At 66.9% G+C, this 17,975-nt stretch carries 17 protein-coding genes, 2 tRNA genes and 1 pseudogene; 17 read left to right on the top strand and 3 right to left on the bottom strand.

From position 1 onward, the window contains the following. Window positions 1-14: 14 nt before the first annotated feature. From ACJH5R_RS12025 to ACJH5R_RS12000, 6 genes are all read left to right on the top strand, one after another. The gene (locus ACJH5R_RS12025) at window positions 15-395 is read left to right on the top strand and encodes a DUF1304 domain-containing protein (protein WP_406758490.1); all 381 of its coding nucleotides are present in this window, start codon (window positions 15-17) and stop codon (window positions 393-395) included. Between the two features lie 78 nt (window positions 396-473). Then, a complete protein-coding gene (locus tag ACJH5R_RS12020) occupies window positions 474-1,085 on the top strand; it encodes a DsbA family protein (RefSeq protein WP_406758491.1) in 612 nt (203 codons plus the stop codon). Next, the gene (locus ACJH5R_RS12015) at window positions 1,085-2,107 is read left to right on the top strand and encodes an aromatic alcohol reductase (protein ID WP_406758492.1); all 1,023 of its coding nucleotides are present in this window, start codon (window positions 1,085-1,087) and stop codon (window positions 2,105-2,107) included. The genes ACJH5R_RS12020 and ACJH5R_RS12015 overlap by 1 nt, the downstream gene beginning before the upstream one ends. After that, entirely contained in the window at window positions 2,041-2,520 is a 480-nt protein-coding gene (locus tag ACJH5R_RS12010) for a ribose-5-phosphate isomerase (protein ID WP_406782004.1), read from the top strand. The genes ACJH5R_RS12015 and ACJH5R_RS12010 overlap by 67 nt, the downstream gene beginning before the upstream one ends. Before the next feature lie 22 nt (window positions 2,521-2,542). Further along, window positions 2,543-3,346 (top strand): Fpg/Nei family DNA glycosylase, encoded by an 804-nt coding sequence (locus ACJH5R_RS12005; RefSeq protein WP_406782003.1) that lies wholly within the window; start codon window positions 2,543-2,545, stop codon window positions 3,344-3,346. 94 nt (window positions 3,347-3,440) lie between these two features. Continuing rightward, complete coding sequence (locus tag ACJH5R_RS12000) at window positions 3,441-3,806, top strand: hypothetical protein (protein ID WP_406758495.1); 366 nt, start codon at window positions 3,441-3,443, stop codon at window positions 3,804-3,806. A 21-nt stretch (window positions 3,807-3,827) separates the two neighbouring features. On the opposite strand, the gene ACJH5R_RS11995 is transcribed toward ACJH5R_RS12000, so the two are convergent. Further along, complete coding sequence (locus tag ACJH5R_RS11995) at window positions 3,828-5,051, bottom strand: serine hydrolase domain-containing protein (RefSeq protein ID WP_406758496.1); 1,224 nt, start codon at window positions 5,049-5,051, stop codon at window positions 3,828-3,830. Window positions 5,052-5,270: 219 nt separating this feature from the next. Continuing rightward, a tRNA-Gly gene (locus tag ACJH5R_RS11990) sits at window positions 5,271-5,341 on the bottom strand. Window positions 5,342-5,477: 136 nt separating this feature from the next. On the opposite strand from ACJH5R_RS11990, the gene ACJH5R_RS11985 reads away from it, so the two are divergent. The 4 genes from ACJH5R_RS11985 to clpP2 all read left to right on the top strand — a co-directional run bounded on the left by ACJH5R_RS11985 (window position 5,478) and on the right by clpP2 (window position 8,342). Then, window positions 5,478-5,554: transfer RNA gene (locus ACJH5R_RS11985), tRNA-Pro, on the top strand. 57 nt (window positions 5,555-5,611) lie between these two features. Beyond that, the gene (gene tig / locus ACJH5R_RS11980; RefSeq protein ID WP_406758497.1) at window positions 5,612-7,024 is read left to right on the top strand and encodes a trigger factor; all 1,413 of its coding nucleotides are present in this window, start codon (window positions 5,612-5,614) and stop codon (window positions 7,022-7,024) included. Between the two features lie 95 nt (window positions 7,025-7,119). Beyond that, on the top strand, window positions 7,120-7,698 hold the full coding sequence (gene clpP1, locus ACJH5R_RS11975; RefSeq protein ID WP_046187628.1) for an ATP-dependent CLP protease proteolytic subunit ClpP1: 579 nt from the start codon (window positions 7,120-7,122) through the stop codon (window positions 7,696-7,698). Further along, the gene (gene clpP2, locus ACJH5R_RS11970) at window positions 7,695-8,342 is read left to right on the top strand and encodes an ATP-dependent CLP protease proteolytic subunit ClpP2 (RefSeq protein WP_406758499.1); all 648 of its coding nucleotides are present in this window, start codon (window positions 7,695-7,697) and stop codon (window positions 8,340-8,342) included. Before clpP1 ends, clpP2 begins: the two co-directional genes overlap by 4 nt. 73 nt (window positions 8,343-8,415) lie before the next feature. Here the strand turns inward: clpP2 and mmuM are convergent, their stop codons facing one another. After that, window positions 8,416-9,294 carry a homocysteine S-methyltransferase gene (gene mmuM / locus ACJH5R_RS11965; RefSeq protein ID WP_406782002.1) on the bottom strand — a complete coding sequence of 293 codons (879 nt, stop codon included), beginning with the start codon at window positions 9,292-9,294 and terminating at the stop codon, window positions 8,416-8,418. Between the two features lie 263 nt (window positions 9,295-9,557). On the opposite strand from mmuM, the gene clpX reads away from it, so the two are divergent. The 7 genes and pseudogenes from clpX (at window position 9,558) to ACJH5R_RS11930 (ending at window position 17,928) form a co-directional block, all read left to right on the top strand. Further along, entirely contained in the window at window positions 9,558-10,841 is a 1,284-nt protein-coding gene (clpX, locus tag ACJH5R_RS11960) for an ATP-dependent Clp protease ATP-binding subunit ClpX (RefSeq protein ID WP_406758501.1), read from the top strand. Between the two features lie 287 nt (window positions 10,842-11,128). Beyond that, window positions 11,129-13,069 carry a 2-oxoacid:acceptor oxidoreductase subunit alpha gene (locus ACJH5R_RS11955; RefSeq protein WP_406758634.1) on the top strand — a complete coding sequence of 647 codons (1,941 nt, stop codon included), beginning with the start codon at window positions 11,129-11,131 and terminating at the stop codon, window positions 13,067-13,069. Next, the gene (locus ACJH5R_RS11950; protein WP_406758502.1) at window positions 13,066-14,151 is read left to right on the top strand and encodes a 2-oxoacid:ferredoxin oxidoreductase subunit beta; all 1,086 of its coding nucleotides are present in this window, start codon (window positions 13,066-13,068) and stop codon (window positions 14,149-14,151) included. The genes ACJH5R_RS11955 and ACJH5R_RS11950 overlap by 4 nt, the downstream gene beginning before the upstream one ends. A gap of 4 nt (window positions 14,152-14,155) precedes the next feature. Next, window positions 14,156-14,728 carry a molybdenum cofactor guanylyltransferase gene (gene mobA / locus ACJH5R_RS11945; RefSeq protein WP_406782001.1) on the top strand — a complete coding sequence of 191 codons (573 nt, stop codon included), beginning with the start codon at window positions 14,156-14,158 and terminating at the stop codon, window positions 14,726-14,728. Between the two features lie 934 nt (window positions 14,729-15,662). Then, a pseudogene (locus tag ACJH5R_RS11940) lies at window positions 15,663-15,896 on the top strand (transglycosylase family protein); the annotation flags it as partial. Between the two features lie 94 nt (window positions 15,897-15,990). Beyond that, window positions 15,991-17,247 carry a saccharopine dehydrogenase family protein gene (locus ACJH5R_RS11935; RefSeq protein ID WP_406758504.1) on the top strand — a complete coding sequence of 419 codons (1,257 nt, stop codon included), beginning with the start codon at window positions 15,991-15,993 and terminating at the stop codon, window positions 17,245-17,247. 99 nt (window positions 17,248-17,346) lie between these two features. Beyond that, window positions 17,347-17,928: a DUF937 domain-containing protein gene (locus ACJH5R_RS11930; protein WP_406758505.1), complete on the top strand. Its 582-nt coding sequence runs from the start codon at window positions 17,347-17,349 to the stop codon at window positions 17,926-17,928. Window positions 17,929-17,975: the final 47 nt, after the last annotated feature.

The raw sequence follows: 17,975 nt of genomic DNA, 5'->3' as shown, positions 1-17,975 counted from the left end.
AGTTTAATGAGGCCATGCTCATTGCCGGTCTGACCTTCGCCGTGCTGGCCGCGGTGTTGCACGTCTACATCTTCGCGCTTGAGTCGCTGAGTTGGACCTCACCGCGCACTCGGGCCGTCTTCGGCACCACCGTGGCGGAGGCTGAGGCCACCAAGGAGCTGGCCTTCAACCAGGGTTTCTACAATCTGTTCCTGGCCATCGTCACGGTAGTGGGTGTCGCCGCGGTTTCGTTGGACCACAACACAGTTGGGCTTGCGCTGATCTTTGCCGGCGTCGGGTCCATGCTGGCTGCGGCGCTGGTTCTGGTGACGTCGTCGCCCGACAAGGCCCGCGCGGCCGTCGTCCAGGGTGCCTTCCCGGCGGTTGCGGTCGTGCTGCTGGCCCTGAGCCTGTAACCGCGCGGTGGGCATAGATGTGTCCGGTGCCGCGTTAGACGTTCTAAACGTGTCCGTTGTTGGCTGAGAGGATCGCCCATGCCCGTGAAATCGCACGCCGCGCTCTGGTTCGACCCGCTGTGCCCGTGGTGCTGGATCACCTCCCGGTGGATCCTGGAGGTCGAGAAGGTCCGTGACATCGACGTCACCTTCCACGTGATGAGTCTGGCCGTCCTCAACGAGGGGCGCGACGATCTTCCCGAGCAGTACCGCGAAGGCCTCAAGCACGCGTGGGGTCCAGTGCGGGTGGCGATCGCCGCCGAACAGTTGCGCGGCAACGAGATCCTGCGGCCGCTGTACACCGCGATGGGAACCCGGATCCACAACCAGAACAACAAGGACTTCCCCGACGTCATCGCCGGTGCGCTGGCCGAGGTGGGTCTGCCGGCTGAACTGGCCGACGCCGCCACCAGCGACGCCTACGACGAGGCGCTGCGCGCGAGCCACCACGCCGGCATGGACGCCGTCGGCAAGGACGTCGGGACCCCGACCATCCATGTCAACGGGGTGGCGTTCTTCGGGCCGGTGTTGTCCCGCATTCCCCGCGGCGAGCAGGCGGGGGAGCTGTGGGACGCGTCGGTGACCTTTGCGTCCTACCCGCACTTCTGGGAGCTCAAGCGCAGCCGCAGCGAGGCGCCGGAGTTCGACTGATGGATAGCGAGCGCATCCTGGTGCTCGGTGCCGGGGAGCTCGGGATGGCGGTGTTGCAGGCCTTAGCGGGCAGTGCCGGTCGGTCCGGGACCGCCACGGTGTCGGTGCTGCTGCGCCCGACGACCGTCGAATCGAGTGATCCGGCCAAGCAGCACGAGCTCGCGCGGATTCGGCAGTGGGGCGTCGCGATCGAGCCGGGCGACGTGGTCGCCTGGACATCTGCCCAGCTGGCGGAGGTATTCAGCGGTTTCGACGCGGTGATCAGCTGCGTCGGCTTTTCGGCGGGTGAAGGCACGCAGCTGAAGCTGGCTCGCGCCGCACTGGCCGCGGGTGTGAGGCGTTTCGTGCCCTGGCAATTCGGCGTGGACTACGACGTCATCGGCCGGGGCAGTCCGCAGGACCTCTTCGATGAACAGCTCGATGTTCGCGACCTGTTGCGAAGCCAGAGGGATACCGAGTGGTTGATCATCTCCACCGGCATGTTCACCAGCTTCCTATTCGACCCGTCATTCGGCGTGGTCGATGTCCCCGGCCGAACGGTGGCCGCGCTGGGCAGCTGGGATACCGCCGTCACGGTGACGACGCCGGAGGATATCGGGGCGCTGACGGCGCGCATTTTGTTCGCCGTCCCGAGGTTTGCCAATGAGGTGATCTACCTGGCCGGTGACACACTCACGTACGCCGATCTCGCCGACCTTGGCGAGGATGTGCTTGGGCGCAAGGTCGATCGCGTGCTTCGGCCGTTGTCCAGCTTGATCGAGGAATCCGAGCACGATCCCGACGACTCGATGAAGAAATACCGCGCAGTTTTCGCGCAGGGAAAGGGAGTGGCGTGGGACATCGGCGACACGTTCAACGGGCGGTACAACATCGCCACCACGACCGCCGCTCAGTGGGCTCGGGACAACCTGAAACCCGCGCAGGTGTGCAGACGAGGCTCTGAGAGAATGGCGCCATGCGCGTCTACCTCGGCTGCGACCATGCCGGTTACGAACTCAAAGAAACGATCGTCGAGCACCTGAAGAAGGCCGGCCATGAGCCGGTCGACTGCGGGGCCTTCAGCTACGACGCCGAGGACGACTACCCGGCGTTCTGCATCGCGGCGGCGGCCCGCACGGTGGCCGACCCCGAGAGCCTGGGGATCGTGATCGGTGGGTCCGGCAATGGCGAGCAGATCGCGGCCAACAAGGTGCCCGGGGCGCGCTGTGCGCTGGCGTGGAGCACCGAGACCGCGCAGCTGGCCCGGGAGCACAACAACGCCCAGCTGATCGGCATCGGCGGCCGGATGCACACCACCGCCGAAGCCCTCGCGATTGTCGACGCGTTCCTGAGCACGCCGTGGTCGGAGGCCGAACGGCACCAGCGGCGCATCGACATCCTGGCTGCCTACGAGCGCAACCACGAGGCACCTGCGGTGCCCGGCGCGCCCGCCTGACCCGAGCACAGATTGGCCTGACATGCCGGAGGGGCACATCCTGCACCGGCTGGCCCGGCTGCATCAGCGCCGTTTCGCAACCGCGCCGGTAGCGGTGTCCAGTCCGCAGGGCCGCTTCGAATCCGGTGCTGCCCTAGTCGACGGGCAGCCGCTGCTGCGGGCCGAGGCGTGGGGCAAGCATCTGTTCCACCACTACGCGCGCGGGCCGATCGTGCACGTGCACCTGGGGATCTACGGCCAGTTCACCGAGTTCGACCTGGCCGACGGTGGCCTGCCCGAACCGGTCGGCCAGGTCCGGATGCGCATGGTGGGCGCCGCTTACGGCACCGATCTGCGCGGCCCGGCGGCATGCGAGGTGATCGACGAGGCCCAAGTCGCCGATGTGCTCGCGCGACTGGGGCCCGACCCGCTGCGGGGCGACGCCGATCCATCGCTGGCCTTCAAGAGAATTGCTAAGTCCCGCAAGACTATTGCTGCGCTGCTGATGGACCAGTCGGTGCTGGCCGGGGTGGGCAACGTCTACCGCAGTGAGGTGCTGTTCCGGCACCGGATCGACCCCTACCGGCCCGGCGTCCAGATCGGCGAAGCCGATTTCGCCGAGATCTGGGCCGACCTGGTGGCGCTGATGAAGGTCGGCCTGCGGCGCGGCAGCATCGTCGTCGTCCGGCCCGAGGACGACCACGGCGCCCCGGCGTACGCGGCCGGCAAGCCGCGCACCTACGTCTACCGGCGTGCCGGTAACCCGTGCCGGGTGTGCGGGACTGCCGTGCGCACCGCTGAACTAGAGGGCCGCAATGTGTTCTGGTGTCCGTCCTGTCAGTCCTGATGTCCGGGCCGGACAGTCAGTCCCCAGTGAAAGCCCGTGATTTTCAATCGGTTTGAGCGTTTCGGCGGCAGCTGGTCCGGCTATAACCGATCGCATGGAATCGCTCAGCAGGATCTCCGCTGCCACCTTTGCCCTTGCCGCGGGTACGGGGCTGATCGGCCTCGGTGTCGCCGCCCAGGCTCGCGCCCTGCCGGCGCCGGTCTACCACTGGTGTCCCGGCCAGACCTGGGACTCGACGTGGGGCATGAACTGGGAGAAGAACGAATGCCACGACGATCACCACCGCGATCGCGACGGCAATGACCACAGTCGCGACTTCCATGGCGAGCAGCGCGGCCCCGGAGGCGTCGACCAACATGGCCCACAAGGGCCCCACCCGCAAGGGCCCGGTGGGCCTCAACACCCCGGTGACTACACCCACCCGGGTAGCCCCGGACAGCCCGGTTCGGGCCACGGCTGACCCCCGGCCGCGGGCTGTGGCTCAGTCGTCGTACACCGTCTCGCGGCGGGGCCTAAGTGCCACCCCGAGCGCCCGGTAGATCTCATTGGACAACACCACGCTGCGCGGGTCGGCATTGGCCTGGGTGTGGTCGAACCGGTTCATCACATAGCCGTAGCCGATCCGGTGCTCCAGATCGGCGAACGCGAACGATCCGCCCAGGCCGCCGTGACCGAAGATCCGCCGGTTGGGCCCATTGACCCCCTGGGCGTTGAGCATGTAGCCCATGCCCCATCCGTGTTCGGCGACTCGGGGGCCGAGCACCAGATCGGTCTCGGTGCCGCCCTGCAGCACGCGCAGGCGGTCCATCGTTGCCCGGCTGAGCAGCTTCTCCTGCACCAGTGCGTTGTAGAAGGTGGCCATGCCCAGGGCGGAGACCTGAGCGTTGGTTCCGGGGAACTCCAGTTGGCGCCAGAGGGTCAGGTCGTTGGTGGCGATCTCGTCGTCGGGGGCGAACCCCATCGCGACCGCCAGTCCCGCCTTGGGGTGGTCGTCCAGCGAAGTCGGGCGTTTCGGCGCGCCGGCCGAGGACAACATCTCCCGGATCGTGGGCTTGCCCACCGGATCGGCGCAGCGGTACGGCTGTTGGTCGGCGGGCACCCCGATGTGCACCTCGGCGCCGAGCGGGCCGGCGACCTCGGTGCGCAGGTACTGGCTCACGGTCAATCCGGTCACCCGCCGGACGACTTCGCCGATGATGAAGCCGTAGGTCGTCATGTGATAGCCCTGCGCGGTGCCCGGACGCCACCACGGTTCGGCGGCGGCCAGCCGCTGGCAGACCAGGTCCCAGTCGGTGACGTCGCGCCAGTGCATCGGTTCGCGCGGGCCGATCGCCCCGGAACGGTGCGCCAGCACCATCGCCAGGGAGATGTCGCCCTTGCCGGCCTGGCCGAACTCCGGCCAGTAGTGGGCCACCGGGATCCGCAGGTCCAGTTCGCCGGCTTCGGCGAGCCGATGAACGCAGGTGCTGGTCAGGCCCTTGCTGCCGGACAGCACGGTGCTCAGGGTGTCTTCCTGCCAAGGCCGCTGGCCCTCGACGTCGACGGAGCCGGCCCACAGATTGACCACGAGTTCGCCGTCGACATAGGCCGCGACGGCTGCGCCGAGTTCGTCGCGCTCGGTGAAGTTGCGTTCGAACTCGTGCCGCACCTTCTCAAAGCGCGGGGAGCACGTCCCATGAATTTGGACGTGCCGTGTGCCGCCCATGGCGTGCCTTCCTGCTAGGGAATATCCCCTTACGCGGGGGTGACGGGGCGATCGAACCCGCGTAGCTTGCTTGGAAGGATAAGTCCGCGGCGTCGCGTGAGTACAGCAGGCCCGGCACCCGGTCCGGCGGCGCCGGTGACCTGGCGCTGGTTATGAGGTAAGACCGTTGCGGGAGTCCGTCGAACCGCAGGTCGACGGACTCCACGCTGGTCCTTGCAGAGCGGGCGACGGGAATCGAACCCGCGTAGCTAGTTTGGAAGACTAGGGCTCTACCATTGAGCTACGCCCGCATGAATAGCTAGAGCGAGACTGTACCGGCGTGGCGGACCCGAAATCCAATTGCCCCGTCGCGGTGCCTTCGTGGGGCGTTGGCAGCAGGTCATTGTGATCACCGATATGCCGGGCCGTAGGATCGCCTGGTCAGTGCGGGGTGTAGCGCAGCTTGGTAGCGCATCCGCTTTGGGAGCGGAAGGCCGCAGGTTCAAATCCTGTCACCCCGACCAGCAGCGCGCGCCGCACCGGCACGACCGACCACGTCAACGATATCGAGGAGTACACCCGTGAAGAGCACCGTCGAGCAGCTGACCCCGACCCGGGTTCGCATCAACGTTGAGGTGCCGTTCACCGAGCTTCAGCCGGACTTCGAGCGGACCTACAAGGAGCTGGCCAAGCAGGTGCGGTTGCCGGGCTTCCGGCCGGGTAAGGCTCCGGCCAAGCTCATCGAGGCTCGTTTCGGTCGTGCCGCAGTGTTGCAGCAGGTGGTCAACGAGGCGCTGCCGAGTCGCTACAGCGAGGCAGTCACGACGTCGGACCTCAAGCCGCTGGGCCAGCCCGACATCGAGGTCACCAAGCTCGACGACGGTGAGCAGATCGCCTTCACCGCCGAGGTCGACGTGCGCCCGGACATCGCCCTGCCCGACCTGGAGCAGCTCAAGATCACCGTGGACCCCATCGAGGTCAACGACGACGAGGTCGACACCCAGCTCGACGCGCTGCGCGCCCGGTTCGGCACCCTGACCGGTGTCGAGCGCCCGGCCGCGAAGGGCGACTTCGTCTCGATCGACCTGGACGCCACCGTCGATGGGGAAACCGTTGAAGGGGCTGCCACCGAGGGGCTGTCGCACGAGGTCGGATCGGGTCAGCTCATCGAGGGCCTCGACGACGCCATCGTGGGGCTGTCCGCCGGTGAGAGCAAGTCCTTCACCACCAAGCTGGCCGCCGGCCCGCAGGCCGGTAAGGACGCCGAGGTCACGGTCACGGTTCAGTCCGTCAAGGAGCGCGAGCTGCCCGAGGCCGATGACGAATTCGCGCAGCTGGCCAGCGAATACGACACCATCGGCGAACTGCGCGAGAACCTCGTCGAGCAGGTGAGCCGGACCAAGCGCATCCAGCAGGCCGAGAAGGTCCGCGAGGCGACGCTGGAGACCCTGGTCGAGCAGGTCGAGATGCCGCTGCCCGAGGCCGTGGTGCAGGCGCACATCGACAACGCCCTGCACAACGCCCTGCACGGTCTGGACCACGACGAGAACAAGTTCGCCGAGTCGCTGGCCGAGAAGGGCTCCTCGCGGGCCGAGTTCGACGCCGAGACCCGCAGTGAGGCCGAGAAGTCGGTGAAGACCCAGCTGCTGCTCGACGCGCTCGGCGACAAGCTGGAGATCCAGGTGGGGCAGAACGACCTCACCCAGCACCTGGTGCTGATGGCACGTCAATACGGCCTTCCGCCGCAGCAGCTGGTTCAGTTCCTGCAGCAGAACAACCAGCTGCCGGCCGTCTTCGCTGACGTGCGTCGCGGCATGGCGTTGGCAGCAGCGGTGCGTGCCGCCGCAGTCAGCGACACCGCGGGCAACGAGATCGACACCGCCGAGTTCTTCGGCGCCGAATCCGACGAGGCGAACGAAGCCGCCGACGCGGCCGCCGAGGCTTTGGCCACCGCCGACGAAGCGGTCGAGGCCGAGGCCGCCACCGACGAGTGACGCTGTAAGCGAACGAAGCCGGTTCGGACCTACTTCAGCCGCGCCGGTTGGTTAGGGTCGGTGCATATGAATCTCGAGAAAGCAGGTATCCCACTGTGAGCCAGCCCGGACTGAATCTCGTCGACTCGGTATACGAGCGGCTACTGCGAGAACGCATCATCTTCCTGGGGTCGCAGGTGGACGACGACATCGCCAACCGGCTGTGCGCCCAGATCCTGTTGTTGGCCGCCGAAGACCCGACCAAGGACATTTCGCTCTACATCAACTCCCCGGGCGGTTCGATCAGCGCGGGGATGGCGATCTACGACACGATGGTGCTGGCACCGTGTGACGTGGCCACCTACGCGATGGGCATGGCCGCCTCGATGGGCGAGTTCCTGCTCGCGGCGGGCACCAAGGGCAAGCGCTACGCCTTGCCGCACGCCCGGATCCTGATGCACCAGCCGTTGGGTGGGGTGACCGGCAGCGCCGCCGATATCGCCATCCAGGCCGAGCAGTTCGCGGTCATCAAGAAGGAGATGTTCCGGCTCAACGCCGAGTTCACCGGCCAGACCATCGAGCGCATCGAGGCCGACTCCGACCGCGACCGCTGGTTCACCGCCGCCGAAGCGCTGGAATACGGCTTCGTCGACCACATCATCACCCGCGCCCACGTCAACGGAGATGCATCATGAACCCCGAAACCTTGCGAGCCATCGCGCCGCAGGCGCGCTACATCCTGCCGTCGTTCGTGGAGCACTCCAGCTGGGGCGTCAAGGAGTCCAATCCGTACAACAAGCTGTTCGAGGAGCGGATCATCTTCCTGGGCGTCCAGGTCGACGACGCCTCGGCCAACGACATCATGGCCCAGCTGCTGGTCCTGGAGTCGCTGGACCCGGACCGCGACATCACCATGTACATCAACTCCCCGGGTGGTTCCTTCACCTCGCTGATGGCGATCTACGACACCATGCAGTACGTGCGGGCCGACATCCAGACCGTGTGCCTGGGTCAGGCCGCGTCGGCCGCGGCGGTGTTGCTGGCGGCGGGTACGCCGGGCAAGCGGATGGCGCTGCCCAACGCCCGGGTGCTGATCCACCAGCCGTCGCTGTCCGGCGTAATCCAGGGCCAGTTCTCCGACCTGGAGATCCAGGCCGCTGAGATCGAGCGGATGCGGACCCTGATGGAGTCCACTCTGGCTCGCCACACCGGCAAGGACCCCGAGGTGGTCCGCAAGGACACCGACCGCGACAAGATCCTGACCGCGGCCGAGGCCAAGGAGTACGGGATCATCGACACCGTGCTGGAGTATCGGAAGCTGTCGGCGCAGACCGCCTAGTTTTCTCCACACCGAACGTGCACTCAGCGCGAATTTCCGGCCGGATTTTCGCGCTGAGTGCACGTTCGGCGTTTTAGCGGGAGACTGCGGCGGCCAGCTCGCTGATATCTGCCGGGCTGACCCGGCAGCAACCGCCCACGATGCGTGCGCCCGCGGCGACCCACTGCGGCACCAGCGCGGGGGAGAAGCGCACCGGCCCGTTCCACCCTCCAGAGCTCCAGTGCTCGCCGCTGTTGGGGTAGGCAACCACCGGCTTGCCGGTGACCTCGGCGGCAATCTCGATCGCCGGTAGGACGTCGTCCGGCACACAGCAGTTCACTCCCACAGCGACGATCTGCGGCACCCCGGCGGCCACCGCGAACGCTTCGGCCAGTGGCTGGCCGGCGCGGGTCGCCGTGCCGTCAATCGTGTAGGTAAGCCACGCCGGCACATTCGCCTCCTGGACCAGACCCACCAGGGCCGCCGCCTCGTCGAGGTCCGGCACGGTCTCCAGCGCGAGCAGATCGGCGCCGGCACCGGCCAGCACCTCCAGCCGCGGTCGGTGCCAAGACGACAACTGCGCGATCGAAAGACCGTAGCGCCCAACGTATTCCGAGCCGTCGGCGCGGGCGGCGCCGTACGGGCCGACCGACGCGGCCACCCAGCGACCAGGCACGTCGCCGCCGGCGTTGCGGGCCAGGCCCACGCTGCGGCGCAAAAGCCCGTCGGCCGTGCGTCGGTCGATCCCGCGGGTGGCGAACCCGTCGAAGCTCGCCTGATAGCTGGCGGTGGTCGCGATCTGGGCGCCTGCGGCGAAGAAGGCGGCGTGAACGGCCGCAATCTCTTCGGGGTGCTCGACGAGCAACCGGGCAGACCACAGCGGGTCGGACAGGTCGGCCCCGCGGGCCTCCAGTTCCGTGGCCAGCCCCCCATCGGCGACGAGGACGGTATCGTCGGGCACGGCGAACCCCACGTTGGCCACTGTAGGGCTGGAAGGCTCTGCCTGTCTCACGGCCGGGCAACGCCCCCGAAACGCTCACGCCACGCCAGCGCGTCACACACCGGGCGCGGCGCCTTGGACGATATGTTCTTGGAGCAGGCAGATGGGCCCTGATGAATACCAACGACGCGATTCGGCCTTATCGGTCGCCTCGCACCGGAATGAACGGGTAGCGTCGGAGCAGACACCGGCACCCCGACGACAGACGGCGAACAGGAAGTAGGTCCTAACGCACTATGGCGCGCATTGGAGACGGCGGGGACCTGCTGAAATGTTCGTTCTGCGGTAAGAGCCAGAAGCAGGTTAAGAAGCTCATCGCGGGTCCGGGCGTCTACATCTGCGACGAGTGCATCGACCTGTGCAACGAGATCATCGAAGAAGAGCTGGCCGACGCCGACGACGTCAAGCTCGATGAACTGCCCAAGCCCGCGGAGATCCGCGAATTCCTGGAGGGCTACGTCATCGGCCAGGACACGGCCAAGCGCACCCTGGCGGTGGCGGTCTACAACCACTACAAGCGGATCCAGGCCGGCGAGAAGAGCCGGGATTCCCGCTCCGGTGAGCCGGTTGAGCTGACCAAGTCCAACATCTTGATGCTCGGGCCCACCGGCTGCGGCAAGACCTACCTGGCCCAGACCCTGGCCAAGATGCTCAACGTGCCGTTCGCGATCGCCGACGCCACCGCGCTGACCGAAGCGGGCTACGTCGGTGAGGACGTCGAGAACATTCTGCTCAAGCTGATTCAAGCGGCCGACTATGACGTCAAGCGCGCCGAGACCGGCATCGTCTACATCGACGAGGTCGACAAGATCGCCCGCAAGAGCGAGAACCCGTCGATCACCCGCGACGTTTCCGGCGAGGGCGTGCAGCAGGCGTTGCTGAAGATCCTGGAGGGCACCCAGGCCTCGGTTCCCCCGCAGGGTGGCCGCAAGCACCCGCACCAGGAGTTCATCCAGATCGACACCACCAATGTGCTGTTCATCGTGGCCGGGGCTTTCGCCGGACTGGAGAAGATCGTTTCGGATCGGGTTGGCAAGCGAGGCTTGGGTTTTGGTGCCGAGGTCCGGTCCAAGGCGGAGATCGACACCACCGACCACTTCGCCGAGGTCATGCCCGAGGACCTGATCAAGTTCGGATTGATCCCGGAATTCATCGGCCGGTTGCCGGTGGTGGCCTCGGTGACCAACCTGGACATGGAGTCGTTGGTCAAGATCTTGTCGGAGCCGAAGAACGCTCTGGTCAAGCAGTACACCCGGCTGTTCGAGATGGACGGGGTGGAGCTGGAGTTCAGCCCGGACGCCCTGGAGGCCATCGCGGATCAGGCCATCCACCGCGGCACCGGCGCGCGCGGTCTGCGGGCGATCATGGAAGAAGTCCTGCTGCCGGTCATGTACGACATCCCGAGCCGCAACGATGTCGCCAAGGTCGTCGTGACCAAGGAAACGGTGCAGGACAACGTGTTGCCGACCATCGTGCCGCGCAAGGCATCCCGCGGCGAGCGTCGCGACAAGAGCGCCTGATCCGGGGGCGGCGCTCGTCGCCGCGCAAAGTTACTCGCCAGTACCGAACTTCTCTTAGAGTTGGCGTGCGAGCGAACGTGATGAAAACCACATTTCCGGCTCAAGTTGACCGCTAACCCCGGTGTGACATCGACATTTAACACTGAGTAACCCGAATTTCGACACGGTGTGGCGTCGTATGGTCTATAAGAGCGGTGCAATAATCGGTACTGCCAGTGACAGAAAAACTTGTGGGTGCGCCAGCCGTGTTGCGCGGGCCCGGGTGGACAGTGATGGAAGGCGGGGCCGTGGGGCCGAGTGGTAACGGAGTCGGGTCGGCACCCGGGCGCCAAAAACTCGAGAAGGTCGTCATTCGTTTCGCCGGTGACTCCGGCGACGGTATGCAGCTCACCGGCGATCGCTTCACCTCTGAGGCGGCCCTGTTCGGCAACGACCTGGCCACCCAGCCGAACTATCCGGCCGAGATCCGCGCACCTCAGGGCACCCTGCCCGGTGTCTCGTCGTTCCAGATCCAGATCGCCGACTTCGACATCCTGACCGCCGGTGACCGCCCCGACGTGTTGGTGGCGATGAACCCGGCGGCGCTGAAGGCCAACATCGGCGACCTGCCGCGTGGCGGCATGGTGATCGTCAACTCCGACGAGTTCACCAAGCGCAACCTGGCCAAGATCGGCTACGAGGCCAACCCGCTGGAGACCGAGGAACTCTCCGACTACGTCGTCGTTCCGGTCGCGATGACCTCCCTGACCCTGGGTGCGGTCGAGGCGATCGGCGCGACCAAGAAGGACGGTGCCCGGGCCAAGAACATGTTCGCCCTCGGCCTGCTGTCCTGGATGTACGGCCGGGAGCTGGAGAGCAGCGAGCGCTTCATCAAGGAGAAGTTCGCCAAGAAGCCCGACGTGGCCGACGCCAACGTCCTGGCGCTGAAGGCGGGCTGGAACTACGGCGAGACCACCGAGGCGTTCGGCACCACCTACGAGATCGCACCGGCCAAGCTGCCGGCGGGCGAGTACCGCCAGATCTCGGGCAACACCGCGATGGCCTACGGCGTGGTCGTCGCCGGTCAGCTGGCCGACACCCAGGTGGTGCTGGGGACTTACCCGATCACCCCGGCCTCGGACATCCTGCACGAGCTGTCGAAGTACAAGAACTTCAACGTGCTGACCTTCCAGGCCGAAGACGAGATCGCCGGCATCGGTGCGGCGATCGGCGCCTCCTACGGCGGCGCGCTGGGCGTCACCAGCACCTCCGGTCCCGGCTTGGCTCTCAAGGCCGAGGCGCTGGGCCTGGCCGTCATGACCGAGCTGCCGCTGCTGCTGATCAACGTCCAGCGCGGTGGCCCATCCACCGGTCTGCCCACCAAGACCGAGCAGGCCGACCTGATGCAGGCGCTCTACGGACGCAACGGTGAGTCCCCGGTGGCGGTGCTGGCGCCGTGCACGCCGTCGGACTGCTTCGACGCGGCCATCGAGGCCGTCCGGATCGCGGTGACCTACCGCACCCCGGTGGTGCTGCTCTCCGACGGCGCGATCGCCAACGGTTCGGAGCCGTGGCGTATCCCGGACGTTGCCGCGATGGCGCCGATCGACCAGAACTTCGCCAAGGCCGGCGAGGACTTCGCGCCGTATGCGCGCGACCCGGAGACCCTGGCCCGGCAGTTCGCCATCCCCGGCACCCCGGGCCTGGAGCACCGGATCGGTGGCCTGGAGAAGGCCAACGGCTCAGGGGCGATCTCCTACGAGCCGGCCAACCACGATCTGATGGTTCGGCTGCGTCAGGCCAAGATCGACGGCATCGAGGTTCCGGACTTGGTGGTCGACGACCCGTCCGGGGACGCCGAGCTGCTGATGCTGGGCTGGGGCAGTTCCTACGGCCCGATCGCCGAGGCCTGCCGGCGGGTCCGGCGTGGCGGCGTCAAGGTTGCGCAGGCGCACCTGCGCAACCTCAACCCGCTGCCGGCCAACCTGGGTGAGGTGCTGCGGCGCTACCCCAAGGTGGTGCTGCCGGAGATGAACCTGGGCCAGTTGGCGCTGCTGCTGCGCGGCCGCTACCTGGTCGACATCCAGTCGGTGACCAAGGTGACCGGCCAGGCGTTCCTGGCCGACGAGGTCGAGGGAATCATCGACGACGCATTGGCCGGCACGCTGGCCGACCGGGAGAATGAGAAGGCGTCGCTGGCCAGGGCCGCGGCGGTCACCATTGCGGGTACAGCAGGAGCGAACTCATGACCACCACCGAAGCTGTCGGCTCGCTTGTCGGAACCGACCTGGGACTGACCGCGTTGAGCGGGGTCCCCACCACCGACGAGCCGCAGAAGTCCAAGGACTTCACCTCCGACCAGGAGGTGCGCTGGTGCCCGGGCTGTGGCGACTACGCCATCCTCAACTCGGTCCGCAACTTCCTGCCCGAGCTGGGGGTACGGCGGGAGAACGTGGTGTTCGTCAGCGGGATCGGCTGCTCGAGCCGCTTCCCGTACTACATGAACACCTACGGCGTGCACTCGATCCACGGCCGTGGCCCGACGTTCGCCACCGGGCTGGCGACCGCCCGCGAAGACTTGAAGGTGTTCCTGATCACCGGTGACGGCGACGCGCTGTCGATCGGCGGCAACCACCTGATCCACACGCTGCGACGCAACGTCAACATCACCATCCTGCTGTTCAACAACCGGATCTACGGACTGACCAAGGGCCAGTACTCGCCGACGTCGGAGACCGGCAAGGTCACCAAGTCGACGCCCTACGGTTCGCTGGACAACCCGTTCAACCCGATCTCGCTGGCGATCGGTGCCGAGGCGACGTTCGTCGGGCGTGCCCTGGATTCCGACCGCAAGGGCCTCACCGAGGTCCTTCAAGGTGCCATGGAGCACCGCGGTTCGGCGCTGGTGGAGATCCTGCAGGACTGCCCGGTGTTCAACGACGGGTCTTTCGACCTGCTGCGTAAGGACGGTGCGGAGAACCGCATCATCAACGTCCGCCACGGCGAGCGGGTCGTGTTCGGCGCCGAGGACGAGTACTGCGTCATCAGGTCCGGCTTCGGGCTGGAGGTCGCCAAGACGGCCGATGTCGCGGCCGACCAGATCGTGGTGCACGACGCCACCCAGGCCGACTCCTCGTACGCCTTCGCACTGTCGCGGCTCTCCGAACAGGACCTGTCGCACTTCCCGATGGGTATTTTCCGCAAGGTCAGCAAGCCCACCTACGACGACCTGGCGCGCGCGCAGGTTGCCGAGGCCCGGCAGTCGACCGCCAACGACACCGCCGCACTGCAGGCGCTGCTGCGTGGTCGCGACACCTGGACTGTCGACTGACGCCATGACTGCCGGTCGGTTGGCCGGTGTGGTGCTGGCCGGCGGCGCATCGCGTCGGATGGGCCGCGATAAGGCCACTCTGACCGTGCCGGGTCGGTTCGCCGGTCTGACCCTGGTGGAACACCTGGTCTCGGTGCTGGCGCAGCGCTGCGATCCCGTCTTCGTGGTGGCTGCCCAGGGCCAGGAGTTGCCCGATCTTGCTGCGCAGGTGCTGCGCGACGAAGTGCCCAGGCTGGGTCCGTTGCCCGCTATTGGGCTGGGGTTGCGAGCGGCGGCACAGGACGGCGCACGACGCGCCTTCGTCTGCGCGGTCGACATGCCTTTTCTGACAACGGAATTGATCGATGCGGTCGCTGCTGTCACTGCTGACGTCGTGTTGCCGCACGCCGACCGGGACCACTATCTGGCCGGGGTGTATCGCACCACCTTGGCCGACACCGTCGATGCCTTGGTCGCTGCCGGCGAACGTCGAGTGGGCGCGCTGATCGACGTGGCCGACGTCCGGCGGATCGTGCTGGCCGACGCGTCAACGCTGGCCAATCTCAACTCTCCCGATGATGTCACCGGCTTGCGCTGAGTCGCGCATCAGCAAATGTGATTGTGGGCCGTAAATAAGGCGTCAAACTACGTGCATGAATGGTGAGATAAATCATCGTATTATCTGCGCGAGATGCAACAAATATTGGCGTGACGCGGAATTGGCGGCGGGATCGCCTGGCTGCCGGTAGCCGGAAGCGTTTGGGGCGCAAGGCAATTGGATTAAGGCTCGCGGCGCACTGGGCGCCGAGTCCGGCTGGGGCGCGAAGCCGTTTGTGCATGCCCAATTGCGTGTGGATTCCGGCCGGCGCGGATCTATCGCCTGCGTACGGGCGTTTGGTCCCGCCCCGGCCCGATGACCTGCGACGAGTGGGGTAGATGATGCTGCTGGGGCCCCTGTAACGGGCCATTTTCGGCGCGGCCAGCGCTGGAACGACGTCAAATCGCGCCATTTCCAGTGGTCCAGCCCACAAAAAGCTGGTGATCTGACTCACGCTCGGCAATGTGTGCTGTGACGTCGACGGATCGCCCAATTCTGGCGCTGACCTGCTATAACCATTCTTGACGGCGGCGTGATGGTTTCGTTATCTGCCCGAAATATTCGCGTCATGCGGTTGGACTTGTCGTATGAACGTTTCGTAAGTTTCCCCTCGCCCTAATGCAAGGCAAACAAATTGAATCGACGGAACCGCGTGTGAGCGGGGCCGCGGGCGGCCCCTCGAACGCCTCCGCGGTGCCGGGTGCCATCCCGGCGGGCGATCTGCCCCCTGCTGTCGTGCCTGACCTAGACGGCACGTCTCGAAGAACACTCCCGCCTGAAGACCAGGCATGCCGGCCCACTGCCGTGGGCGCACTTCGGAGCGCGCACTGCGAAAGGAAGCATGTTGAAGAACGTCCGCAAGCCCCTCACCCTGGCCGCGATCGCCGGCGCCCTGATCACCGGCGCCGTCGCCCTGTCCGACGCCACCGCCAAGGCGGACAGCGTCAACTGGGACGCCATCGCGGCCTGCGAGTCGGGCGGCAACTGGTCGATCAACACCGGCAACGGCTACTACGGCGGACTGCAGTTCAACGCCGGCACCTGGCGTGCCAACGGCGGCAGCGGCATGCCGCACAACGCGAGCCGTGCCGAGCAGATCCGGGTTGCCGAGAACGTTCTGCGCAGCCAGGGCATCGGTGCCTGGCCGGTGTGCGGCCGTCGCGGCTGAACATCCCTCTAGCGCTAGCGACGACGGCGCCGGGCGAGCAGCCCGGCGCCGTCGCCGTCGGTACAGGATCCGGCCGGCGAGTAGCGTCGGACGCGTGCCTGACACGCCTCGCGAGCTCGACATCATCCTCTACGGAGCCACCGGTTTCGCAGGGAAGCTGACCGCCCAGTACCTGGCTCGCGCCGGCGGCGCCGCCCGGATCGGGTTGGCCGGCCGCTCGGCGGAGCGGTTGCGCCAGGTCCGCGACGAACTCGGATCGCCAGCTCAGGACTGGCCGATCGTGCTGGCCGACGCCGATAAACCCACAACCCTGGACGCGATGGCGGCCCGCGCCCGAGTGGTGATCACCACCGTCGGCCCCTACACCCGTTATGGAATGCCCCTGGTCGCGGCCTGTGCCGCGGCGGGCACCGACTACGTCGACCTCACCGGCGAAGCGCTGTTCGTGCGGGAGAGCATCGACCGACACCACAAGCAGGCCGCCGACAACCGGGCCCGCATCGTGCATGCCTGCGGATTCGACTCCCTTCCGTCGGACATGAGCGTGTATGCCCTGTATCGGGCGGCGCGCGACGACGGCACCGGCGACCTGCTCGACACCGACTACGTTGTGCGAGGTTTCTCCGCCGGGGTGTCCGGAGGGACGCTGGCCTCGATGATCGAGGTTCTGAGCGCCGCGGCCAACGACCCGGAGGCCCGGCGGCAGCTGTTTGATCCCCACACGCTCAGCTCCGATCGGTCCGCCGAACCGCGATTGGGCCCCGAGCCGGACCTGTCCTGGCGGCGGGGCCAAGACATCGCGCCGGAACTGGACGGAATCTGGACCGCCGGCTTCGCGATGGCGCCCGTCAACACCCGCATCGTGCGGCGCAGCAACGGACTGCTGGACTGGGCCTACGGTCGGCGGTTCCGCTACGCCGAGCACATGAGCGTCGGCTCGTCGGCCGCGGCGCCGGTGCTGTCTGGACTGGCGACCGGGATAGGCAAGGTGACCTTCGCGGTCGGCGGCCACCTCTTGCGGCTGGTGCCGGATGGACTGTTGGAGCGGGTGTTGCCCAAACCAGGCACCGGCCCGAGCCGCAGCCGCCGCGAGAACGGCTACTACCGCATCGAGACCTACACGACTACCAGTAGCGGAGCCCGCTACCGGGCGGACATGGCGCAGCGCGGCGACCCCGGCTACCAGGCCACCTCGGTGCTGCTGGGCGAGAGCGCCCTGGCGCTGGCGCTGGACCGCGACGCCCTGCCCGACCACTACGGTGTGCTCACCCCGGCAGCCGCGATGGGCGATGTGCTGCTGACCAGACTGCCCGCGGCGGGAGTGACGCTAGAGGTATCCCGGCTGCGCTGATCGGGGCTCAAATTGCTCGGTGCCGGCCACTGATCTTTCCGCTAATGTCGTTTTCGACCGCTGCCGCAAGCAGCACCCAGCAACGAAGGTGGAATCATCATGGCCGGCCTCGACGATCTCTTCGCTCAGATCCCCATCCAGGACATCGCCAACCAGCTTGGCGCCGACTCGGGTGAAGTGGACAGCACCATTCGTACCCTGGTGCCGGTGCTGGTCGGCGGGTTGAGCCAGAACGCCCAAGACCCCGGTCAGGCCGACAGCATCGTCAACACCGCCGCCACCTTCGCGGCCCAGGGACTGCTGGACAACGCGTTGGGCGCCAGCCAGTCCGAAGGCCAGCAGGTGATCTCCACCATCTTCGGCGGCAACGACACCAGCCAGGTTGCCTCGGCGCTGTCGGGTGCCGGCGCGGGCAACAACGACCTGCTGCAGAAGCTGCTGCCGATCATCGCGCCGATCGTGCTCGCCTACATCGGCAAGCAACTGACCGGCCAGAAGTCCGAGCCGGCCCAGCAGCAGGCCTCCGGCGGCGGCCTCGGTGACGTCCTGGGCAGCATCCTGGGTGGTGCAGCCGGCGGTGGCGGTAACAAGTCGATGGGCAGCATCCTGGGCAACGCGCTGGGCGGCAAGACCGGGGAGGCGATCGGCGGAATCCTCGGCGGGCTGCTCGGCAAGAAGTAGCCCACAGCAGTCATAGCCAAAGCCCCCGGATCAGACCTGATCCGGGG

Source organism: Mycobacterium sp. SMC-19 (assembly GCF_045310815.1).
GTDB lineage: Bacteria > Actinomycetota > Actinomycetes > Mycobacteriales > Mycobacteriaceae > Mycobacterium.
The sequence above is the reverse complement of the archived record's forward strand: the minus strand, read 5'-3'. Positions and strand labels throughout refer to the sequence as shown.